General features: G+C 68.3%; 18 protein-coding genes. 13 read left to right on the top strand and 5 right to left on the bottom strand.

Translation table 11 applies throughout. The annotated features are described in order from the left end of the window. Positions 1-64 precede the first annotated feature (64 nt). Positions 65-1,477: a family 4 glycosyl hydrolase gene (locus ACR65J_RS03720; protein WP_440166197.1), complete on the bottom strand. Its 1,413-nt coding sequence runs from the start codon at positions 1,475-1,477 to the stop codon at positions 65-67. A 90-nt stretch (positions 1,478-1,567) separates the two neighbouring features. Here ACR65J_RS03720 and ACR65J_RS03715 point away from each other — a divergent pair, with 90 nt between their 5' ends. Genes ACR65J_RS03715 through tsaD form a run of 6 tightly spaced genes read left to right on the top strand, consistent with a single transcriptional unit; the run spans position 1,568 to position 6,806 of the window. Next, positions 1,568-2,659 carry a carbohydrate kinase family protein gene (locus tag ACR65J_RS03715; protein WP_440166195.1) on the top strand — a complete coding sequence of 364 codons (1,092 nt, stop codon included), beginning with the start codon at positions 1,568-1,570 and terminating at the stop codon, positions 2,657-2,659. Positions 2,660-2,715: 56 nt separating this feature from the next. After that, positions 2,716-3,954 (top strand): alanine racemase, encoded by a 1,239-nt coding sequence (alr, locus tag ACR65J_RS03710; RefSeq protein ID WP_440166193.1) that lies wholly within the window; start codon positions 2,716-2,718, stop codon positions 3,952-3,954. Then, positions 3,951-4,538 carry a tRNA (adenosine(37)-N6)-threonylcarbamoyltransferase complex ATPase subunit type 1 TsaE gene (tsaE, locus tag ACR65J_RS03705; RefSeq protein ID WP_440166191.1) on the top strand — a complete coding sequence of 196 codons (588 nt, stop codon included), beginning with the start codon at positions 3,951-3,953 and terminating at the stop codon, positions 4,536-4,538. Before alr ends, tsaE begins: the two co-directional genes overlap by 4 nt. Beyond that, complete coding sequence (gene tsaB, locus ACR65J_RS03700; RefSeq protein WP_440166189.1) at positions 4,532-5,203, top strand: tRNA (adenosine(37)-N6)-threonylcarbamoyltransferase complex dimerization subunit type 1 TsaB; 672 nt, start codon at positions 4,532-4,534, stop codon at positions 5,201-5,203. Before tsaE ends, tsaB begins: the two co-directional genes overlap by 7 nt. Positions 5,204-5,247: 44 nt before the next feature. After that, positions 5,248-5,718, top strand: a complete 471-nt coding sequence (gene rimI / locus ACR65J_RS03695; protein ID WP_440166658.1) for a ribosomal protein S18-alanine N-acetyltransferase — start codon at positions 5,248-5,250, stop codon at positions 5,716-5,718. Continuing rightward, positions 5,715-6,806, top strand: coding sequence for a tRNA (adenosine(37)-N6)-threonylcarbamoyltransferase complex transferase subunit TsaD (tsaD, locus tag ACR65J_RS03690; protein ID WP_440166187.1), 1,092 nt, complete (start codon positions 5,715-5,717; stop codon positions 6,804-6,806). The genes rimI and tsaD overlap by 4 nt, the downstream gene beginning before the upstream one ends. A gap of 106 nt (positions 6,807-6,912) precedes the next feature. On the opposite strand, the gene ACR65J_RS03685 is transcribed toward tsaD, so the two are convergent. After that, positions 6,913-8,064 (bottom strand): glutamate--cysteine ligase, encoded by a 1,152-nt coding sequence (locus ACR65J_RS03685; protein ID WP_440166185.1) that lies wholly within the window; start codon positions 8,062-8,064, stop codon positions 6,913-6,915. 374 nt (positions 8,065-8,438) lie between these two features. On the opposite strand from ACR65J_RS03685, the gene ACR65J_RS03680 reads away from it, so the two are divergent. Next, positions 8,439-9,887, top strand: coding sequence for a glycoside hydrolase family 3 N-terminal domain-containing protein (locus ACR65J_RS03680; protein ID WP_440166656.1), 1,449 nt, complete (start codon positions 8,439-8,441; stop codon positions 9,885-9,887). Between the two features lie 45 nt (positions 9,888-9,932). Beyond that, positions 9,933-10,751, top strand: a complete 819-nt coding sequence (locus ACR65J_RS03675) for a shikimate 5-dehydrogenase (protein ID WP_440166183.1) — start codon at positions 9,933-9,935, stop codon at positions 10,749-10,751. Between the two features lie 6 nt (positions 10,752-10,757). Here ACR65J_RS03675 and ACR65J_RS03670 read toward each other — a convergent pair whose 3' ends face one another. Then, positions 10,758-11,996, bottom strand: a complete 1,239-nt coding sequence (locus ACR65J_RS03670) for a THUMP-like domain-containing protein (protein ID WP_440166181.1) — start codon at positions 11,994-11,996, stop codon at positions 10,758-10,760. 54 nt (positions 11,997-12,050) lie between these two features. On the opposite strand from ACR65J_RS03670, the gene ACR65J_RS03665 reads away from it, so the two are divergent. The 3 genes from ACR65J_RS03665 to groL all read left to right on the top strand — a co-directional run bounded on the left by ACR65J_RS03665 (position 12,051) and on the right by groL (position 14,706). Then, complete coding sequence (locus ACR65J_RS03665; protein WP_440166180.1) at positions 12,051-12,431, top strand: hypothetical protein; 381 nt, start codon at positions 12,051-12,053, stop codon at positions 12,429-12,431. Between the two features lie 292 nt (positions 12,432-12,723). Next, on the top strand, positions 12,724-13,017 hold the full coding sequence (groES, locus tag ACR65J_RS03660; RefSeq protein WP_003805290.1) for a co-chaperone GroES: 294 nt from the start codon (positions 12,724-12,726) through the stop codon (positions 13,015-13,017). Positions 13,018-13,095: 78 nt separating this feature from the next. Next, positions 13,096-14,706 (top strand): chaperonin GroEL, encoded by a 1,611-nt coding sequence (gene groL, locus ACR65J_RS03655; protein WP_255172786.1) that lies wholly within the window; start codon positions 13,096-13,098, stop codon positions 14,704-14,706. 88 nt (positions 14,707-14,794) lie between these two features. Here groL and ACR65J_RS03650 read toward each other — a convergent pair whose 3' ends face one another. Continuing rightward, entirely contained in the window at positions 14,795-15,397 is a 603-nt protein-coding gene (locus ACR65J_RS03650; RefSeq protein ID WP_440166654.1) for a dihydrofolate reductase family protein, read from the bottom strand. Positions 15,398-15,467: 70 nt separating this feature from the next. On the opposite strand from ACR65J_RS03650, the gene ACR65J_RS03645 reads away from it, so the two are divergent. Then, positions 15,468-16,991 (top strand): ATP-dependent DNA ligase, encoded by a 1,524-nt coding sequence (locus tag ACR65J_RS03645; RefSeq protein WP_440166177.1) that lies wholly within the window; start codon positions 15,468-15,470, stop codon positions 16,989-16,991. A 14-nt stretch (positions 16,992-17,005) separates the two neighbouring features. Here the strand turns inward: ACR65J_RS03645 and ACR65J_RS03640 are convergent, their stop codons facing one another. Next, positions 17,006-17,980, bottom strand: coding sequence for a DUF389 domain-containing protein (locus ACR65J_RS03640; RefSeq protein ID WP_440166175.1), 975 nt, complete (start codon positions 17,978-17,980; stop codon positions 17,006-17,008). Positions 17,981-18,097: 117 nt separating this feature from the next. On the opposite strand from ACR65J_RS03640, the gene ACR65J_RS03635 reads away from it, so the two are divergent. Further along, entirely contained in the window at positions 18,098-20,176 is a 2,079-nt protein-coding gene (locus ACR65J_RS03635; protein ID WP_440166174.1) for an acyltransferase family protein, read from the top strand. Positions 20,177-20,251: the final 75 nt, after the last annotated feature.

The following is a 20,251-nucleotide window of genomic DNA, read 5'->3' as shown; positions in this document are numbered from 1 at the left end:
CGGCCGCCGGCGCGTGTCAGGGGAGCCGGCTCAGTGCGCATTCGATAAAACACTACTCCTTCCGCTAACGCTCACCGCCCTCCCACATCTTCCCTAAAGCCGGGAACGCCTGCTCATAACCGGCCATCAGCTTCGCGGCCAGGTCCGCCGAATCCACGAGCGGGTGCCGGGCGAAGGCTTGGACGGCGGCGTCACGGTTGCCGGTGGCCGCGGCCAGGACAACGAACCGCTCCACCTCCTTGACCCGCCGGAGCAGCCCCAACTGCGGTTCCGACGGCGCCTGCTGGGGCAGTGCCACGGCGCCGGTTTGGGTGACGGTGCAGGGGACCTCGACGACGGCGTCCGCCGGCAGGCCGGGAATGGCGGGTTGGAGAGGGGCAGGGGCAACGTCGGTTGGCCCGGGTGCCGGCGGCACCGGCAGCGCGTTCCGGGTGTTGAGGATCAGTTGGGTACCGCCGCTGCCGGCCAGGGCCTGCATGGCGGCCAGCGCCACCCGTTCGTAGCCACCCCCGGCCAGGTCCTCCTCGTTCCGGCGCTCGCCCTCGCCCCGGGCCTCGGCCAGGTACCCCTCCTCCCTCGACAACCGGGCCTCCTCCCACAGCCGGTATGCTTCGCGGCCGGCGGCGGCCAGCCGTGGATACAGCTCCTGCTGCTGGCTGTGGATGGTTTCCCCCCGCGTCTGTGCCATGGCCCGCATCGCCCGGCGGGCGGCGTCGCGCTGGTAGTAGTAATAGAGGTACTCATTGGGCAGCAGGCCCAGCGTGGCCAGGAATGGCTGCGGGAAGAGCCTGCCCTCCTCGAATGACTGCAGGGCGCCGGCGTCCGCCAAAAGGCCGGGCAGCGCGTCCCGTCCGCCGGACTCCAGCCGGTACACCCAGCCCAGGTGGTTCAGCCCGTAGTAGCCCACGCCGTCGAGCCTTCCCTCCGGCAAGGGCACGCCCGCAGCACGCGCTGCCCGCTGCACCAGCCCGCCCGCGGAATCGCAGATCCCGATGACCCGGTCTCCCAGGACGGGAAGCAATGCCTCGGTGACCATCCCGGCCGGATTGGTGAAGTTGATCAGCCACGCGTCCGGGCAGCATTCGCGCATCAGCCGGGCAAGGTGCAGCATGTGCGGAATGGTCCGCAAAGCGTATGAAATTCCGCCGGCCCCGGTGGTTTCCTGTCCCAGCAGCCCGAGGTCCTGCGCCACCTTCTCATCCGCAACCCGGCCCGCGGTGCCTCCGGGCCGGATGGCGGCGAAGACCATGGAGGCGCCGGACAGGGCTGCGGAGAGATCTGAGGTGGCGTGCACCGGAAGGTGCGCTCCCGCGCCGGCAGGCATACTGCGCAGCACGGCGGTGACGGCATCAAGGCGGGCGGGATCGACGTCGTGCAGAACCAGTTCGCTGACCAGCCCGGAGAAGCGGCCGGACACCAATGCCCGGTATATGAGCGGCACCCGGAAACCCCCGCCGCCGGCAATCAGAAGCCGCATGCATGCAGTCTAGGACCAGCCGCCGACAGCTTGTCTATACAATTCCAACGCCCCTACCGGAGTCCTGTCCCGCGGCGTATCGTGCGCACTATGGACGCGATGCCAGCCCGCCCCTTCGATCCGCTGTCCGCCGTCCGATCTCCGGTGGAACCTGGATTCGATCTCCTGCTGGCCGGCACCGTTTTCCAGGACATCATCTTCACCGGCCTGCCGCACGGGCCCGAACCCGGCACTGAAATCTGGAGCGACGGCATGGGCAGCTGCCCCGGCGGGGTAGCCAACCAGGCCATTGCCGCCGCCAGGCTGGGGCTGCGCACCGGGCTGGCCGCAGCTTTCGGGGACGACGGCTACGGTGACTTCAACTGGAAGATCCTCTCCGGCCAGGAACATGTGGACCTCAGCCTCTCCCGCCGCGTCCCGGGCTGGCACTCTCCGGTGACCGTGTCCCTCTGCGTGGACCAGGACCGCTCAATGGTCACCCATGGGCATGCAGCGCCGGTGACCAACTCCGAGCTGATCGGAAATCCGCCCAGGACGCTCGCCGGCATCACAGAGGTGGGCCTGGAGATGGAACCATGGGCCCGGGCTGCGCACGCTGCCGGCGTCAAACTGTTCGGGGACGTGGGGTGGGATCCCAGCGGGGAGTGGGCGCCGGTGCGGCTCGAAAACCTGCAGTACTTCTACGCCTTCCTGCCCAACCAGCGAGAGGCCATGGCGTTTACCGGCAAGGACAATCCGTGGAGTGCCCTTTACGCATTGGCGGACCGCGTGCCGGTGGCCGTGGTGACCCTCGGGGCGCAGGGGGCCATGGCAGTGGACTCGGAAACAGGGGAGGAAGAGTGGGTGCCGTCGCTTCCGGTGAAGGCACATGACCCCACGGGAGCCGGTGACTGCTTCGACGCGGCGTTCATCGTGGGTACCCTGGCCGGCTGGCCGCTGGGGGACAGGCTGCGGTTCGCCAACCTGTGCGCGTCCCTGGCCGTGCAGGAGGTTGGCGGCTCTTTGGCGGCCCCTGGCTGGGGGGACATCGCCGACTGGTGGAAGCGCGCCAACGCCCGCCCGGAACGGCAGATGAGCCAGTGGCTGCGGCGCTTCGGGTTCCTCGCTGACATCATCGAGGACGTGCCGCTGGCCGCCCAGCGCCGGGCGGCAGCCACCATCGCGCACCTGTCCGACGCGTGAGGAACACCCGGTGCCCCGATTATTCGGCGCGAAGTGCCCGCACTAGAATCAATTAGGTGACCTACCCCGCAACAACCGGTGAATTCAGCGCTGCCCCCGGGCCGGACCCCCGCCATGAGCGGTCCGCCGTGATCGACCTGGAGGCGATCCGGCACAACGTCCGCCGGCTTGCCGCCGCTGCTTCCCCCGCGAAAGTCATGGCCGTGGTCAAGGCCGACGCGTACGGACACGGCGCCGTTCCCGTGGCCCGTGCCGCCCTGCAGGCCGGCGCGTCCTGGCTCGGCGTGGCGCACATTTCCGAAGCCCTCTCGCTCCGCGCCGCCGGCATCGATGCACCCCTCCTCGCCTGGCTCCACACCACCGACAGCAACTTCGGCGCCGCCGTGGCTGCCGGCGTCGATATCGGCTGCTCGGGCTGGGAACTGGAACGCATCGTGGCTGCGGCCCGCGAACAGGAACGCCCCGCACGGATACACCTCAAGGTGGACACCGGGCTGGGCCGCAACGGCGCCACTCCCGAAGCCTGGGACCGCCTGGTGGGGGAGGCCGTGGAGTACCAGGACCAGGGACTGCTGCGCGTGGTGGGCATCTTCTCGCACCTGGCCGTGGCGGACGAGCCGGAGCGGCCCGAAACGGACCAGCAGGTGGCCGCTTTCCGGGAGGCCCTGGCTATCGCCGAGGACGCGGGCGTGGATCCTGAGGTCCGGCACCTTGCCAACACCCCTGCCACCCTTTCCCGCCCGGACACCCACTTTGACATGGTCCGCGTGGGCCTGGGTATCTACGGGCTTTCCCCGTTCGAGGGGCAGACATCCGCAGAGCTGGGCCTCCGCCCCGCGATGACGCTGCGCACGCTGGTGTCGCAGTGCAAGGAGGTCCCCGAGGGCCAGGGCGTCTCCTACGGGCTGCACTACCGGACCAGGGAAGCGAGCACGCTGGCGCTCATTCCGCTCGGCTATGCCGACGGCGTCCCCCGCGTTGCCACCGGCGGTCCCGTCCGCGTTGCCGGGAAGACCTATCCCGTGGTGGGGCGGATCGCCATGGACCAGATGGTCATCGACCTGGGTCCGGAGGCATCCGGCGCGGCGCTGCAGGGGGCAGAGGCGGAGCTGTTCGGTAACGGGGCCGATGGCGGACCCACAGCTGACGACTGGGCACACGCCGCCGGGACCATCAACTACGAGGTCGTGACCAGGATCAGCCCCCGCGTTCCCCGCTGCTTCATCAACGAAGACGAGCCGGCGGACACCAGCCAGGGCCTGGTGGGCGTGCCCCGGAAGGCGGGAGCCGCATGAGCGCGCCCGAAGAACTGCCCGCCAACTGGGAAAAAACCTTCAGCGCGACGACGGCGGAGCAGACCCACGCTATCGGCGCACGCGTGGCGGAGGTGCTGCAGGCCGGGGACCTGCTGGTGCTGTCCGGCGAGCTGGGTGCCGGGAAAACCACCTTCACCCAGGGGCTGGGCGAGGGCCTGGGCGTCCGCCCGGGCATCATCTCGCCCACGTTCGTCCTGGTCCGGATCCATCCCAACCTGCCGGACGGTCCGCGTCCGGGCGGCCCGGACCTGGTGCACGTGGACGCCTACCGGCTGGGCTCGGCGGCGGAGATTGACGACATCGACCTCGAAAACACCATGGATTCGTCGGTGACGGTGGTGGAGTGGGGCCACGAGCGCGTGGAGCACCTGAGCGACAGCCGGCTGGAAATCGACCTGCACCGTGCAATCGGCCTGTCCGGCACCCCGACGGGCACCTCCGGGAGCCTGGACTTCGATGGCGAAGACACCGACGAGCCCCGCTCCATCGTGATGCGCGGCTACGGGCCCCGGTGGACAACCGTTCCCGAACTCGCGGGCCCGGACGGGGGAGCGGCGTGCTGATCCTCGCTATCGACACCTCTGCCGTCGCCAGCGCAGCGCTGGTCACCGATGATGCCCCGGAAAGCGTGCTGGCCAGCTTCGCCACCGAGGACACCCGCAGCCACGCGGAGGTGCTCGCCCCGGGGATCCACTCCATGCTGTCGTCGGCGGGGGTGACAGGGCAGGACATCGATGCCCTGGTGGTGGGCGTTGGTCCCGGCCCGTTCACCGGGCTGCGCTCCGGCATCGCCACCGCCCGCACCCTGGCATTCGTGTGGGGCAAGCCGCTGCACGGGGTAGTCAGCCTGGACGCGATGGCCCTGGAAGTTGCCGAGTCCACCGCCGCCGTCTCCGAATTCCTGGTGGTGACGGACGCCCGCCGCAAGGAGGTCTACTGGGCCCGCTACAGCTTGGCGGATGGTCAGCTGCCCGTGCTGGAGGACGGCCCCCACGTCACGTTCGCCTCAGACCTCCCCGGCCTGCCTGCGTTCGGCGCCGGTGCGGGACTCTACGCCGGCGTGCTCCAGACCCACCCGGATTTCGCCGGGGAGCAGCCGGACGCCCTGTACCTTGGCCAGTTCGCCCTGGCACGGCTGGCATCCGGAAACACCCTGCTGGACTCCACCCCCCTGTACCTGCGCGAATCCGACGCCCAGGTCCCCGGACCACGGAAGCGGGCATTGTGAGCAGCACCCCGGGCCCACACGCGGCGGACGTCACCGTTCGCGACATGACACTGGACGATGTGCCGGCCGTCGGCGCACTGGAACACCAGCTCTTCCCCATTGATGCTTGGCCCGTGCAGATGTTCCTGGACGAGCTCTCCCAGCCGGAGACCCGCCGCTACCTGGTGGCGGAGACCCGCGATGGCATCGTGGGCTACGCCGGCCTGATGTGCATCGAGCCCATCGCTGACGTCCAGACCATCGCCGTCGTCCCCCACTACGAGGGCCGCGGCATCGGCAGCAGGCTCCTCACCCAGCTGATCGACGAGGCCCGGCGCCGCGGCGCCGCCGACGTCCTGCTCGAGGTCCGCGCCGACAACCCGCGGGCGCAACAGCTCTACGTCCGGTTTGGCTTCGAACAGATTCACATCCGTCCCCGCTACTACCGGGACGGCGTGGACGCCCTGATCATGCGGCTCCAGCTGCCCGCGCCACACCCCGAAGGACACGAAGCAACGGAAGCAGGCCAGGCATGAACCGTACGCAGCCCCTGGTGCTGGGGATTGAATCATCCTGCGACGAAACCGGCGTCGGTCTCGTCCGCGGCACCACCCTCCTGACCAACACCGTCTCGTCCTCCATGGACGCGCACGTCCGCTTCGGCGGGGTCATTCCCGAGATCGCTTCCCGCGCCCACCTCGATGCGTTCGTCCCCACCCTTGAACAGGCACTGGCGGACGCCGGCGTGACCCTGGACGAGGTGGATGCCATCGCCGTCACCTCCGGGCCCGGACTGGCCGGCGCGCTGATGGTGGGGGTGTGTGCTGCCAAGGCGCTCGCCGTCGCCACCGGAAAACCGCTGTACGCCATCAACCACCTGGTGGCCCATGTGGGTGTGGGGCTCCTGGACGACCGCGCCACCAGCCGCAGGCGGGAACTGCCGGAGAACCTGGGCGCCCTGCTGGTCTCCGGCGGCCACACAGAGATTCTCCGGATCAACAGCATCACCAGCGACGTGGAACTGCTGGGCTCCACCATCGATGACGCCGCGGGCGAGGCCTACGACAAGGTGGCCCGTATCCTGGGGCTCGGCTACCCGGGCGGACCGGCCATCGACAGGATGGCCCGCACCGGCAACCCCAAGGCGATCCGCTTCCCTCGCGGCCTCAGCCAGCCCAAATACATGGGCACGGCCGACGAACCCGGCCCGCACCGGTACGACTGGTCCTTCAGCGGGCTGAAGACGGCGGTGGCCCGGTGCGTGGAGCAGTTCGAGGCCCGTGGGGAAGAGATCCCGGTGGCCGATATCGCCGCAGCCTTCCAGGAAGCTGTGGTGGACGTGATCTCGTCCAAGGCGGTCCTGGCCTGCCGCGAGCACGGCATCAAGGATGTCCTGCTGGGCGGCGGCGTGGCGGCAAACTCCCGCCTGCGTGAACTGACGGGTCAGCGCTGCGCCTCGGCCGGCATCCGGCTGCACGTTCCGCCGCTGGACCTGTGCACCGACAATGGTGCCATGGTGGCCGCCCTCGGCGCCCAGCTGGTGATGGCCGGTGCGGAGCCAAGCGGGATTGGCTTCGCCCCGGACTCCTCACTGCCCGTCACCTCGGTGTCGCTCCCGGCCTGACGGCCGGCAGCCCGGCGAGCCGTCTCACTTGCGGGCATCGCCGTCGTAAATTACGACGGCGGGCGGCGTGTCCGCGTGGATGTGCCCCCTTTCGGCACGGGGCACCTCAGGCGGTGGGGCCGTTGCGCATCTGCTTGACCAGGTCCAGCACCACGGCCTGCAGGTTTCCGCCGTTTTCCTCAGCGACGCGGCGCTGGCGCTGGTACCCGGCACCGCGGCGGATGATCTTCTCGACGTCTGCCAGCTCGTCGGAGCAGCGAAGATTGGCCGCCACGGGCTCAATCCGGTTCAGGGTCTCCAGCAGGTGGTCCGTGACCAGCTGCTCCTTGCCCGCGGCGTCCAGGATGATGATGGCGTCCAGGCCGTACCGGGCAGCACGCCACTTGTTCTCCTGCACATGCCACGGGGGCATGGTGGGGATGGTGCCGCCGTTGTCCAAGGTGGTGGAGAACTCATCCACCAGGCATTGGGTGAGGGCCGCGATGGCACCCACTTCCTCCAGGGTGGCCAGCCCGTCGCAGATGCGCATCTCGATGGTGCCCAGGGCGGGCACGGGCCGGATGTCCCACCGGATTTCCGAGATCGTGTCGATGACGCCCGTGGTGAACATGTCCTGCACGTAGGACTCGTACTCTTCCCAGGACGTGAACTGGAAGGGCAGCCCCGCCGTGGGAAGCTGCTGGAACATCAGGGCCCGCTGCGAGGCGTACCCGGTATCCTCGCCGCCCCAGAACGGGCTGGACGCGGAGAGCGCCTGGAAGTGCGGGAAGTAGTTGACCAGGCCGTCCAGGACCGGCAGGGCTTTCTCCCGGCGGTCCAGGCCCACATGGACATGGACGCCGTAAATGACCATTTGCCGGCCCCACCACTGGGTCCGGTCGATGAGCTTTGCGTAACGGGCCTTGTCCGTCACCGGCTGCAGCTGCGGCGGGCTGAACGGGTGGCTGCCGGCGCAGAACAGTTCCACGCCCATGGGGTCGGTGATCTCCCGGACGGCAGCGACGGACCTGCTGAGGTCCTCCTTGGCCTCGGCTGCCGTTTCGCAGATCCCGGTGACCAGCTCAACCGTGTTCAGCAGCAGTTCCTGCTTGATGTGCGGATGTTCGTCGTCTTCGTTGAGTTCCGGGTGGCGGGATGCCACGCCGCGGAGCACCTGGTTGGCCACGGAAGCGAGCTCGCCCGTCTTCCCGTCCACCAGTGCAAGCTCCCACTCAACACCGAGGGTGGATTGCCTCGATGACGCGAAGTCGATCTTCACACGTTTCCTTACTGTCCGGTTTGCCGCTGGCTGATGCCGCTCACAGGCTGGTGCCGGCAGGCGAACGGGTGGTTCAAGTCTAGTGCAGGGGTAGCATCGTATTGATGGCACCGTTCCCCCTGCGTCACAGTCCTGCCAAATCCTTCCCCCTCCTCCTGGCCCTGTCTGTCCTGGCCCTGGCCTCCTGTTCTGCGTCGCCAAGTGCCGCCCCGCCATCGTCCTCCACGACGCCCACCGGGGCGTCCCCGTCCGCATCAGCACGTACGACGCCGGCACCTCCTCCGGCTACCCCGTCACCTGACCCGGGGTCCCGGCCTTTGGGGTGGGGACCGGAGCAGCGCGACCAGGACGCCGCCGCAGCGGCCGTGGCGGCGATGTCGCCGGAGCAGAAGGCCGGGCAGGTCCTGCTCCCGTTCTTCAAGGGCAACCAGGTGGAAGCCCACGCCGCGCTCATCCAGCGCCTGCACCTGGCCGGGTCCATCATCATGGGCGACAACGTCCCACGCGACCCGCAGGGGAAGGTGGACGTGGCCGCCATGGGCGCCGTGAACCAGCGGCTGCAGCAGGCCGTGGCCGCCGACGGCAGGCACTGGCCAGGAATCATGAGCGTGGACCAGGAGGGCGGCGCCGTGGCGCGCCTGGGGCCGCCGCTTACAGAGTGGCCCACCCCCATGAGCTACGGTGCCGCCGGCAACCCCGACCTGACGCGCAAGGCAGGCAAGAGCTTGGCGGGTGAGCTGGTGCCACTGGGCTTCGACCTCGACTTCGCGCCGGACACGGACGTGACCATCGGCCCAGCGGACCCCACCATCGGCGCGCGCTCCATGTCTGCAGACCCCGCCGCCGCGGCCGTCCAGGGGACCGCCTTCTCCCAGGGCATGCTGGACGCCGGCATTCTCCCCACTGTCAAGCACTTTCCCGGGCACGGCTCGGTGACGGCGGATTCCCACCTCAGCCTCCCCGTCCAGCCGGCAGGCATCGACGTGCTCCGGGGCCGGGACTGGAAACCCTTCGAGGCTGCCGTCGCTGCGGGCCTCCCGGTCGTCATGACCGGGCACATTGCCGTGCCCGCGCTGGAACCCGGTGTCCCGGCGTCGCTCTCCGCCCCGAGCTACGCAGCGCTCAGGGGCCTGGGCTTCAAAGGCGTTGCCGTGACGGACGCCCTCAACATGGGCGCCGTGGACAAGCAGTACCCGGCCGGCGCCGCCGCGGTGAAGGCGCTGGCCGCAGGCGCCGACCTGCTGCTGATGCCTGCCGATGTGGAGCAGGCACACGCCGCCATCGTCCAGGCCCTGGCCGCCGGCACCCTTCCCGCAGCACGCCTGGATGAGGCAGCGCAGCGCGTGGCCACCATGATGGTCTGGCATGCCCGGACCACCCCGCCAGCCGGAACAGCCGGCGCAGGTGCGCCGGCAGGAAGCGGCACGGCCCTGTCGGCCCAGGTCTCGGCGTCGGCCGTTACGGTTGTGGCCGGCCCCTGCAGCGGGCCGCTGGTGCCCGGGTCGGTGCGCGTGGCCGGCGGGGGACCGGGGGACCGGGAGCGGTTCGAAGCCGCCGCAGCCCGTGCCGGGCTCGTGGTGGGATCAGGGCCGCTGGTCAACCTCATTGGGTTCGGCGGAAAGCCCGGGGGCGGGGACATTGCTGTTGCCCTCGACGCTCCCTGGCTGCTCCAGGGCTCCGGCGCGCCGGTGAAAGTGGCACTGTACGGCCGTACAGACGCCGCCTTCGACGCACTGGCCGCCGTGCTGGCAGGAAAGGCGCCTGCCCCGGGGAAGCTGCCCGCCGCCGTCGGCCCTTTTCCGGCGGGAACCGGCTGCCCCTGATTCCCCGGGCGCCCACGCCGGCTGGAACGCGGGTTTAATAGTCTGGTGCCCATTCTGAATAAAGACATGACCCTCTGCATCTCGCTCTCGGCCCGTCCCAGCAACAACGGGACCCGGTTCCACAACCACCTTTACGGGCAGCTGGACCTGAACTGGATCTACAAGGCGTTCGCGCCCACCAACCTGGAACAGGCCATCGCAGGCGTGCGCGGGCTGGGCATCCGTGGCTGTGCCATCTCCATGCCGTACAAAGAAGACGTTATCGCGCTGGTGGACGAGATGGACCCGTCCGCCAAGGCCATCGACTCCGTAAACACCATCGTGAACACCGACGGCCACCTCAAGGCCTACAACACCGACTACACGGCCATCGAACAGCTCCTGGCGTCCAACAACGTGCCCACCGGCTATTCGGTGCTGGTCCAGGGCGCCGGCGGCATGGCCAAGGCCACGGTGGCCGCCCTCCGGGATGCCGGCTTCAAGAACGTTACGGTCATCGCCCGGAACGAGGCCGCAGGGCGCGCGCTCGCGGACCAGTATGGGTTCCAGTGGCGTGCGGCGCTCGACGGCGGGCCGGCTGACCTGATCATCAACGTCACCCCCATCGGCATGGCGGGAGGTGCGGAAGCTGACAGCCTGTCTTTTCCTGCCGGGGCCATCGACGCGGCCCGCCTGGTGTTCGATGTGGTGGCGCTGCCCGCCGAGACGCCGCTGATCCGCGCTGCCCGTGCTGGGGGCAAACCGGTGATCACCGGGGCCGAGGTGGCCACCATCCAGGCCCTCGAGCAGTTTGTTTTGTACACGGGGGTCCGGCCCACCGCGGACCAGGTGCGGGCGGCCGAGGAGTTCATGCGCGCCCAGTAGGTACTGCTAGACGGGTTCCACCACGATGGCCACCCGGTCCTCGCCGATGCGGGTCAGGACCAGGGTGGCCGTTTTGCCGCCCTTCCTGGCATTCTTTCCGCCGGGCAGCAGCTGCTTCCGCAGCTCTTCCGGAGTGACTGCAGTGCCGCGCTTCTTGATGTCCAGCACGGTGATGCCCTCCTGCTTCACCCATGCCTTGAGCGCCTTGACGTTGTAGGGCATGACCTGCAGGACCTTGTAGGCCCTGGCGAACGGGGTGTCCAGGAGGTCCGGAGCGCAGATGTAGGCAATGTGTTCATCCACCAGATGGCCGCCGAGCTGCAGCGCCACGTCCGCCACCAGCCCGGCACGGATCACGGCGCCGTCGGGTTCGTACAGGTACCCCTCCACGGGTCCCACCGGCGCGGATGGGCCGGCGCCGAAGTCCTCGGTGCTGGTCAGCTCCGCGGGGGCCTGTGGTCCCAGGACCAAGGCAGCGCGGCGAACCCCCGGCCGCCGCACGGCGTTGAACCACAGGGTCACCTCTGTGACGTCCCCGGCCACCGACACCCACTGGGCCTCGCAATCCGCGGGCACGGACTCATGCGGCATGCCCGGGCCCATTTTCACGCCCACTGCCTTGCCCGCCGCCGCGAGCGATTCCACGAAGGACAACGGCGGCGAAAACGCCTCGGGATCCCAGATCCGCTTGGTGCCGGAGGTGGAGGTGACCCGCCGGGCAGGATCCAGCCAGACCCCGTCCACCCCGTCCAGCGGAACGGAAGCTGCGTCAGCGTGGACCACGGTGGCGTTGGGGAACGGGATCAGGTTCACCGTGGCGCAGGCGGCGGTGGTTTCGTCCATTTCGACGGCGGTGACATTGATGTCGAGGGAGGCCATGGCAAGGGAATCCGCGCCGAGGCCGCAGCCCAGGTCTGCCACGTGGCTGATCCCGGCAGCGGCGAACCGCTGGGCGTGGTGCGCGGCGACGTTCAGGCGCGTGGCCTGTTCCAGGCCGGCCTGGGTAAACAGCATCTGGCGGGCGAACTCGCCGAATTTGGCCTGCGCTTTGGTGCGCAGCCGCGATTGGGTCAGGACGGCGGACACCAGCGTTGCGGGATGTCCGGCCTTCCGGAGCGCGGAGTTGAGCTCGAAGGAGTCTTCGTCCCGGTAGGGGCCCAGGGATGCCAGCAGATCCCAGCCTTCCGGGGTCAACAGCGGTGCGATCTGGTCCTGTGCTATTTGGTCCTGGGGAGCGTGAGCCATGGGTTCCAGCCTAGTGGAGCAGCGCGTCGCCGGGATGCGGATAGTGTTGAATCCATGGATGAGAGCGCAGCCCCCCGCGAGCCCGATGACCACGAATCGAGGGACCGCGGTCCGGCCAGGTTCGCCCGTCCCGTCCTGATCGGCGCCGCGGTGGTGGCCGTGGTCTGCATCGCACTGCTGGTCATCATCTTCCTGCTGGACACGTTCAACGCCACCGTTTATTCGGTGGGCGGCAACGACATCCAGGACAACACCCAGGAGTCCAGGGACATCCGCGGGCTGTACGACGGCGCGCGGGCGGGAAGCATTGTCTTCCTCGTTGCTGCGCTGCTCGCCGCAGCCGTGTCCGGCTGGGTTCTCTACCGGGGCCGGAGGCAGGGCGGCAGCGACGCCGACGGCGGCGAGGACGTGGACTTCGACGACCTGGGCCGTTAGCGACTGGGCTGCCAGGGGCGGTGCTTCTTCCGCCCGGCTGCCAGGGGCCCTGCTTGCCCGGCCGCGCGCCGTCGTCCAGCCCGAAACGGCGTACGCCCATGACGAAACGTTGGCACTCACCTTGACCGAGTGCTAACCCGCACATAGAGTCTTCATTAGCACTCTCCCTAGGAGGGTGCTAATACATGAAGAGCTGCCAGCCAGGCTGCTGCCGGCACCGCGACGACGGTTTGCCAGCTATGGCGGAAAGCTTTCCAGTCCACGAATTTGCTGACGAAAAGGAGAGGTCCGAGTGTCGGTCTCTATTAAGCCTCTTGAGGATCGTATTGTTGTCCGCCCGCTCGAAGCCGAGCAGACCACGGCTTCCGGCCTGGTCATCCCGGACTCCGCACAGGAGAAGCCGCAGGAAGGCGAAGTTGTCGCCGTAGGCCCCGGCCGCTTCGAAGATGGCAACCGCGTTCCCGTTGACGTAGCCGTTGGCGACGTCGTCATCTACTCCAAGTACGGCGGAACCGAAGTCAAGACCGGCGGCACCGAGTACCTCGTGCTGTCCGCCCGCGACGTCCTGGCAATCGTCGTCAAGTAACTCTTCCGGATCCCCGTGCTGCCGGCCATGCTCACGCTGGCCGGCGGTGCGGGGTTCTGTCTTTGAAAGGACAAAACCATGGCAAAGCAGCTTGCGTTTAACGACGCTGCCCGCCGGTCCCTTGAGGCCGGCATCGATAAGCTCGCGAACACCGTCAAGGTGACGCTCGGCCCCCGCGGCCGCAACGTCGTCCTGGACAAGAAGTGGGGTGCCCCCACCATCACGAACGACGGCGTCACCATCGCCCGCGAGGTCGAGCTGGACGATCCCTACGAGAACCTTGGCGCCCAGCTGGCCAAGGAAGTAGCCACCAAGACCAACGACGTTGCCGGCGACGGCACCACCACCGCCACGGTCCTGGCACAGGCCCTGGTCAAGGAAGGCCTGCGCAACGTTGCAGCCGGCGCTGCCCCCGGCCAGATCAAGCGTGGCATCGAGGTTGCGGTTGAGGCCGTGGCTGCCCGCCTGCTGGAAAACGCCCGCCCGGTCGAGGGTACCCAGGTGGCCAACGTTGCCGCGATTTCGGCGCAGAGCGACGAAATCGGCGAGCTGCTCGCCGAGGCCTTCGGCAAGGTTGGCAAGGATGGCGTCATCACCATCGAAGAGTCCTCCACCACCCAGACCGAACTGGTCCTCACCGAGGGCATGCAGTTCGACAAGGGCTACCTGTCCCCGTACTTCGTCACCGACGCGGAGCGCCAGGAAGCAGTCCTCGAGGACGCGCTCATCCTGATCAACCAGGGCAAGATCTCCTCGATCCAGGAATTCCTGCCGCTGCTCGAGAAGGCACTGCAGAGCTCCAAGCCGCTGTTCATCATCGCCGAGGACGTTGAGGGCGAGGCCCTGTCCACGCTGATCGTCAACCGCATCCGCGGCACCCTGAACGTTGTAGCCGTCAAGGCTCCCGGCTTCGGCGACCGCCGCAAGGCCATGCTGCAGGACATCGCCACCCTCACCGGTGCGCAGGTTGTCTCCCCGGAACTGGGCCTCAGCCTGGACTCCGTGGGCCTGGAGGTGCTGGGTACCGCCCGCCGCATCACCGTCACCAAGGACAACACCACCATTGTTGACGGCGCCGGTTCGGCCGAGGACGTAGCTGCACGCGTTGCCCAGCTGCGCGCCGAGCTGACCCGCACCGATTCCGACTGGGACCGTGAAAAGCTCCAGGAGCGCCTGGCCAAGTTGGCCGGCGGCATCGGCGTGATCAAGGTTGGCGCTGCCACCGAGGTTGAGCTGAAGGAAAAGAAGCACCGCATCGAGGACGCCGTATCCTCCACCCGCGCTGCCCTCGAAGAAGGCATCGTTGCCGGCGGCGGCTCCGCCCTGATCCACGCCCTCAAGGCACTCGATGAGGACGCATCCGTCAAGGCACTCGAAGGCGACGCCGCCGCAGCTGTGGGCATCGTCCGCCGCGCACTGGTGCAGCCGCTGCGCTGGATCGCCCAGAACGCTGGTTTCGACGGCTACGTCGTCACCTCCAAGGTTGCAGACCTCGAGACCAACAACGGGTTTAACGCCAAGTCCGGCGAGTACGAGGACCTGATCGGCGCGGGCGTCATCGACCCCGTCAAGGTCACCCGTGCAGCCCTCCGCAACGCGGCTTCCATCGCCGCCCTGGTTCTCACCACCGAGACCCTGGTCGTGGAGAAGCCGGCCGAAGAGGACGAGCACGCAGGCCACAGCCACTAACGCTGCGCCCTGGCGGCTTGCCGCTGAAAAGGCTGGTCCGGCATCTGCCGGGCCAGCCTTTTGCGTTGCTGCCTGTGTCAGGGGGCAATCAGCCGGCGGGCATCTCCTGCGTCTCCACGCCTCCCGCGCGCTCGTACACCAGCGACACCGCGCCCTTGGGAAAACTGCGGGCCGGTTCGGCCAGCGTGAAGGTGGAGGGCACCGTTCCGGCGTCGAACAGGCGCTTTCCCTGGCCCAGGACCACCGGGTACAGCCAGAGGTGAAGCCGGTCCAGCACTCCTGCCGCCATGAGGGACCGGATCAGGACCCCGCTGCCAAACATGTGCATCTGCCCGTACTCTTCCCGGAGGCCGCCCGCCGCCGCGGCGTCCGGCAGCACAGTGGTGCCTGCCCAAACGGGGTTAGCGAGCGTGCCGGAGACAACGAATTTGGGGACCCGGTTGAGGGCGTCGGCGATCTCACCGGACTGGTGGGGCCAGTACGCCGCAAAGATCTCATAGGTCTTCCGGCCGAGCAGCAGGGCATCCATCCGGCTGATCTCGGCCGCTATCGAGGCGCCGGCTTCGTCGTCGGATACCGGTGCCTGCCAGCCGCCGAAAGCGAATTCGCCTTCCGGGTCTTCTTCACGGCCGCCGGGCGCCTGGTAGACGCCGTCGAGGGTGATGAACAGGTTCGCAACGATGATCCCCACGCGCCCATTGTGGAGCAGCACCGGGGCGCTGTCCAGTGTCCCGTCCAGTGCCCGTGGCAGGATGGGTGCCATGCTGCTCCTTGAGCTCGTGGAAACCACCAAAGAGGTCGCATCAACCCGGTCCCGGCTGGCAAAAGTTGATGCCCTGGCCCACCTTCTGCGCCGCCTCGAGCCAGCGGAGATCCCGACGGCGGTGGGCTTGCTCAGTGCCAAACCCCGGCAGGGACGTGTTGGCGTGGGGTGGAGCGCTGTGGCGGCGGCCAAGGAAGAACCAGCCGCGGAGCCCAGCCTCACTGTGGCAGATTTTGATGAAGCGCTGGACCGGCTGCTGGCAACAGCGGGCAGCGGGTCGGGCGCGGAACGGGCCGCCATCCTCGGGACGCTCATGGCCGCCGCCACCGAACCGGAGCAGTCCTTCATCGCCGGCGTCCTGCTTGGGGAATTGCGCACCGGTGCCCTGGAAGGAGTGCTGACGGACGCCGTCGCCCGCGCCTCCGACCGGCCCGTCGCCGCCGTGCGGCGGGCAGCGATGCTTTCCGGCGACCTCGGCGGGACCGCCCTCTTGGCGCTCACCGGCACTCCGGCCGAGCTTGACGCCGTCGGCCTCGTGGTGGGCCGTCCGGTGCAGCCGATGCTCGCTGCTACCGTCGGCAGCACCGCGGCAGCTTTGGAAGCCACAGGGGAGGCCTCGGTGGAGTACAAGCTCGACGGCGCCCGCATCCAGGTGCACCGCTCCGGCAATGACGTGCGCATCTACACCCGCAACCTTGCGGAGGTGACCCATCGGCTTCCCGAGGTGGTTGACCTGGTCCGGGGGCTGCCCGTGCAGGACGTGATCCTCGACGGCGAAACCCTCGCACTGGATGAGGACGGAGCGCCCCGCCCCTTCCAGGAGACCATGTCCCGCTTCGGCGCCGACGCGGTACGGGAAACGCTGCTGCATCCCTGGTTTTTCGACGTGCTGCACATCGACGGACGTGACCTGCTGGACGAACCGCTGGCCACCCGCATCGATGTCCTGGAGCGCGTGGCACCCGCACGCCGGATCCCGGGGGAGGTCACTGCCGATCCCGCAGTTGCCGAGCGCGTGTCGCAGGATGCACTCGCCGCGGGCCACGAGGGCGTAGTGGTGAAGGCCATCGGATCCGCCTATGCCGCGGGCAGGCGCGGATCCAACTGGGTCAAGGTGAAACCGGTCCACACGTATGACCTGGTGGTGCTCGCCTGCGAATGGGGCTCCGGACGCCGCACGGGAATGCTCTCCAACCTGCACCTGGGTGCCCTTGACCCCACCGGGGAGTTCGGCGAACCCGGCGGCTACGTCATGGTGGGCAAGACCTTCAAGGGCCTCACCGACGAACTGCTGCGCTGGCAGACGGCGAGGTTCCAGGAGCTTGAGGTGCGGCGCACGGCCGGCACCGTCTGGGTTGAGCCGGTCACCGTCGTCGAAATAGCCATCGACGGCGTGCAGCAGTCCCCGCGGTACCCCGGCGGGATCGCCCTGAGGTTCGCCCGCGTCAAGCGCTACCGGGACGATAAGGCCCCAGCGGAAGCGGACACCATCCAGGCCCTGCGCGCCCTGCTGCGACCGTAGCCCCGAGGCGTGGATCAGGCGCGGCCCCGGGTTCCGCTCCGCTGGCGTTTCAGGCTCCGTGCCACCCGGTCCGGCAGGCGCCTGGTCACCATCCGGTAAAAAAGCAGAACCGCGACGGCGGCCACCACGATGCCCACGAGGTTGAGCAGCAGTTGAAGCGCTGATCCGGCCGCCTTCTGGTATTCCCCCAGCACCAAAGCCACGGCCACATATCCTGCGGCCGGCACCGTGGTTACGGAGATGAAGACGCCGATCAGTGCTGCGGAACGCCTGCCGATGATGGACAGCATGCCGGCGATCCCCGCCAGCACGGCAACAATCAATGAATACGGCCCGGGGTGGTAGATGAACTCCACGGCCGAGCCTTTGTCCAGGGCATCGCGCGGAAAAAGTCCGAGCGGAACCGAAAGCCATGCCGTCAGTGCCGCCAGCAGCATGGCGAGGGGGAAGCCGATGCCCAGGGCAACTGCGGCGCGGCGTCCAAGCTTCCACTTCCGTGTAACAAGCGAGACGGCGAGGGCGGCCAGCGGACCGAACTCAGGCCCCACCGCCATGGCACCGACAATCGCAATGGGGGAATCTGTCACGATGCCGATGCCGGCGAGCTGGGTTGCGAGCACCAGGAAAGCAAGGAAGTTCCAGGTCAGCCGGGAGTCTTCGCCGGTCTGCCGCGTCACGTCGTCCCAGATCACCGCGTCCGCGCCGTCCCCGGGGGCGGCCCGTTCCGCGCGATCGGCATTCCTGGAAAGGACGAATTCCGGTGCGCTCATGGCTATGGAGCCCACGTCGGAGACCTTCAGGACTTCCAGCTTTTCAAGCAGTTCCTCCACTGCCTCCCGTGCGATCAGCACCTCAATGACATCGCCCGGCGGAACAACGGCCGCGCCCGGAACCAGCACAACTTCCGCCGTTCCCCGCTGGTCGCGGCAGGTCTGCACGGTGACGGCGGACAGCTCCCCGGGCACGCAAATCCGCAGCTGGACAACCACGTCCGCTCCCTTCCACGACTGGGGCCAGCATAGTCTGAACAGGAGCGTTGATTAGCCGATGCAGACGGCGTTGGTTAGGCTTGATGCTTTGGTTGGCGGGCGTTGTGAGAGGTTCTAGTGTCGGTAACGGAAACCCCGAAGGCACCCGAACCGGGCACAGGCACCGCACCCCGCCCACGTAAGCCCACCTTCCGGCCCGAAGTCCAGGGGCTCCGGGCCCTCGCTGTCCTGATGGTGGTGGCATACCACGTCTGGCTGGGCCGAGTCTCCGGCGGAGTGGACATCTTCCTGCTCGTTTCGGCTTTCCTGCTCACTTTGTCCTTTGTCCGCAAAGCTGAGTCAGGCAACCCCTTCCGGCTCCTGGCGCACTGGCTGCACCTGTTCAAGCGCCTGCTGCCCGCCGCCGTCGTAGTGATCCTCGGAGTGCTGGCCGGCACCTGGCTAATCCTGCCGCAGGGGCGGTGGCCGCAGGTGCTCGACCAGGCCTGGGCATCACTGCTGTACCGCCAGAACTGGCTCCTTGCCGACTTGTCCGTGGACTACTACGCGCAGGACCACGCCGGTGCCAGCCCCCTGCAGCACTTCTGGTCCTTGTCCATCCAGGGGCAGGTCTTCATCCTGTGGCCCCTGGTATTTGCCGCCGCCGCTGCGGTGCTGGCCGTGCTGCACCGCGTCCCCCGCCTGCAGGGGCTGACGTACCGCGGCCTGCTGGCAGTGGTTTTCGGGCTGGTTTTCGCGGCGTCCCTGGCCTACTCCGTTGACCAGACCGCCTCCGACCAGGCCTATGCCTACTTCGACACCCGCGCCCGGCTCTGGGAGTTTGCATTGGGGTCCCTGCTGGCTTTGGCGCTGCCGTACCTGCGGCCCGGTCGCGTGCTGCGCATCGCCCTGGGCTGGGCCGGACTGGCAGCAATGATCTCCTGCGGGCTGGTCCTGACCGTTGACCGTTCCTTCCCGGGGTACGTGGCCCTGTGGCCCACGCTGGCGGCAGCCGCGATCATCGTGGCGGGGCAGACCGGAAGCCGCTTCGGGGTGGACCGCCTCCTCAGCAGCCGGCCCGCCGTCGCGCTGGGTGACAACTCCTACGCCCTTTACCTGTGGCACTGGCCGGTCCTGGTGCTGGCGCTCGCGGCCACCGGCGTGGAAACCCCGAACCTCAAGCAGGGCCTTGGCATTGTTGCAGCCGCGATCGTCCTCGCCGTCCTGACCACGCGCTTCGTGGAAAAGCCCCTGCGCGACTGGCACTGGCCCAAACTGCGCGCCTGGCGGACCGCCGTCGTCATTGTTGCCTGCGGCGCCGTCCTGGCCGGGCCCGTCGCGGTCTGGCAGACGTCGCTCACCGCAGAGGAAAGCGCGACGGCGGCACAACCGCGGGAGCTTACGCCCGGTGCGTTGGCGCTCACCCCGGAGAACGAAAACTCGCCGGCACCGCGGGCCCGGACCATCCCCGGACCCACTGCACTGGACAACGACTGGGCCGGCATCGACTCGCCCTGTACGGGTGCCAATGCCACCGACGATCCCATCCTGGAGGGCTGCCGACAGGAGCTCCCCGACGAGCCGGCCAGCAAGCGCATCGTAGTCCTGGGGGACTCCCACGCCCAGCAGTACCTTGCCGCCCTGGCGCCGGTGGCGGCCGCACGCGGCTGGGAACTGGTGACGCTGCTCATGCCCGCCTGCCGTTTCGGGGCCGAATCGGAAACCCGGAACGCCGAATGCAACGCCTACAACAGGGCAAGTTCCGCCTATGTCCTGGAGCACCGGCCGGACGCTGTGTTTACGGTGGCGTCACTGACCCACGAGGATGCCCCGTTCGAAACCGAAGTGCCGGGATACCTCGAAGGTGTGAAGCCGTTTGCGGACGCGGGGATCGAGACGGTGGGAATCCGTGACAATCCCCGTTTCACCTTCAACATGCCCCAGTGCGCCCAACGGAACGGCGCCAACGCGCCGGCCTGCAACCCGTCGCTGGCCGAGTCCCTGGCGGAGCCATCGCCGCTGGAAAATTACCGCGGCAAGCTGCCGGGGCTGCACCTGATGGACATGAGCGACTTCATCTGCGCGCGCGGCGTCTGCCCGGCCGTTGTGGGGAACGTGTACGTCTACAAGGACGACAACCACCTCACCAGGACCTATGTGGAAACCATGATCCCCATGTTCGAGCAGCGGCTGCTGGCGGCCACCGGCTGGAGCTGAACCAGTCTGCCTGCCCGGCCGTGGGGTTCCTCACATTGGCGGCGTGGAATAGGGGGATCGGCGCCGAGGTTCTAA

The organism is Arthrobacter sp. SAFR-044 (assembly GCF_059414985.1).
Note: the sequence above shows the minus strand (reverse complement) of the source record. Positions and strands in the feature narration are given on the sequence as shown.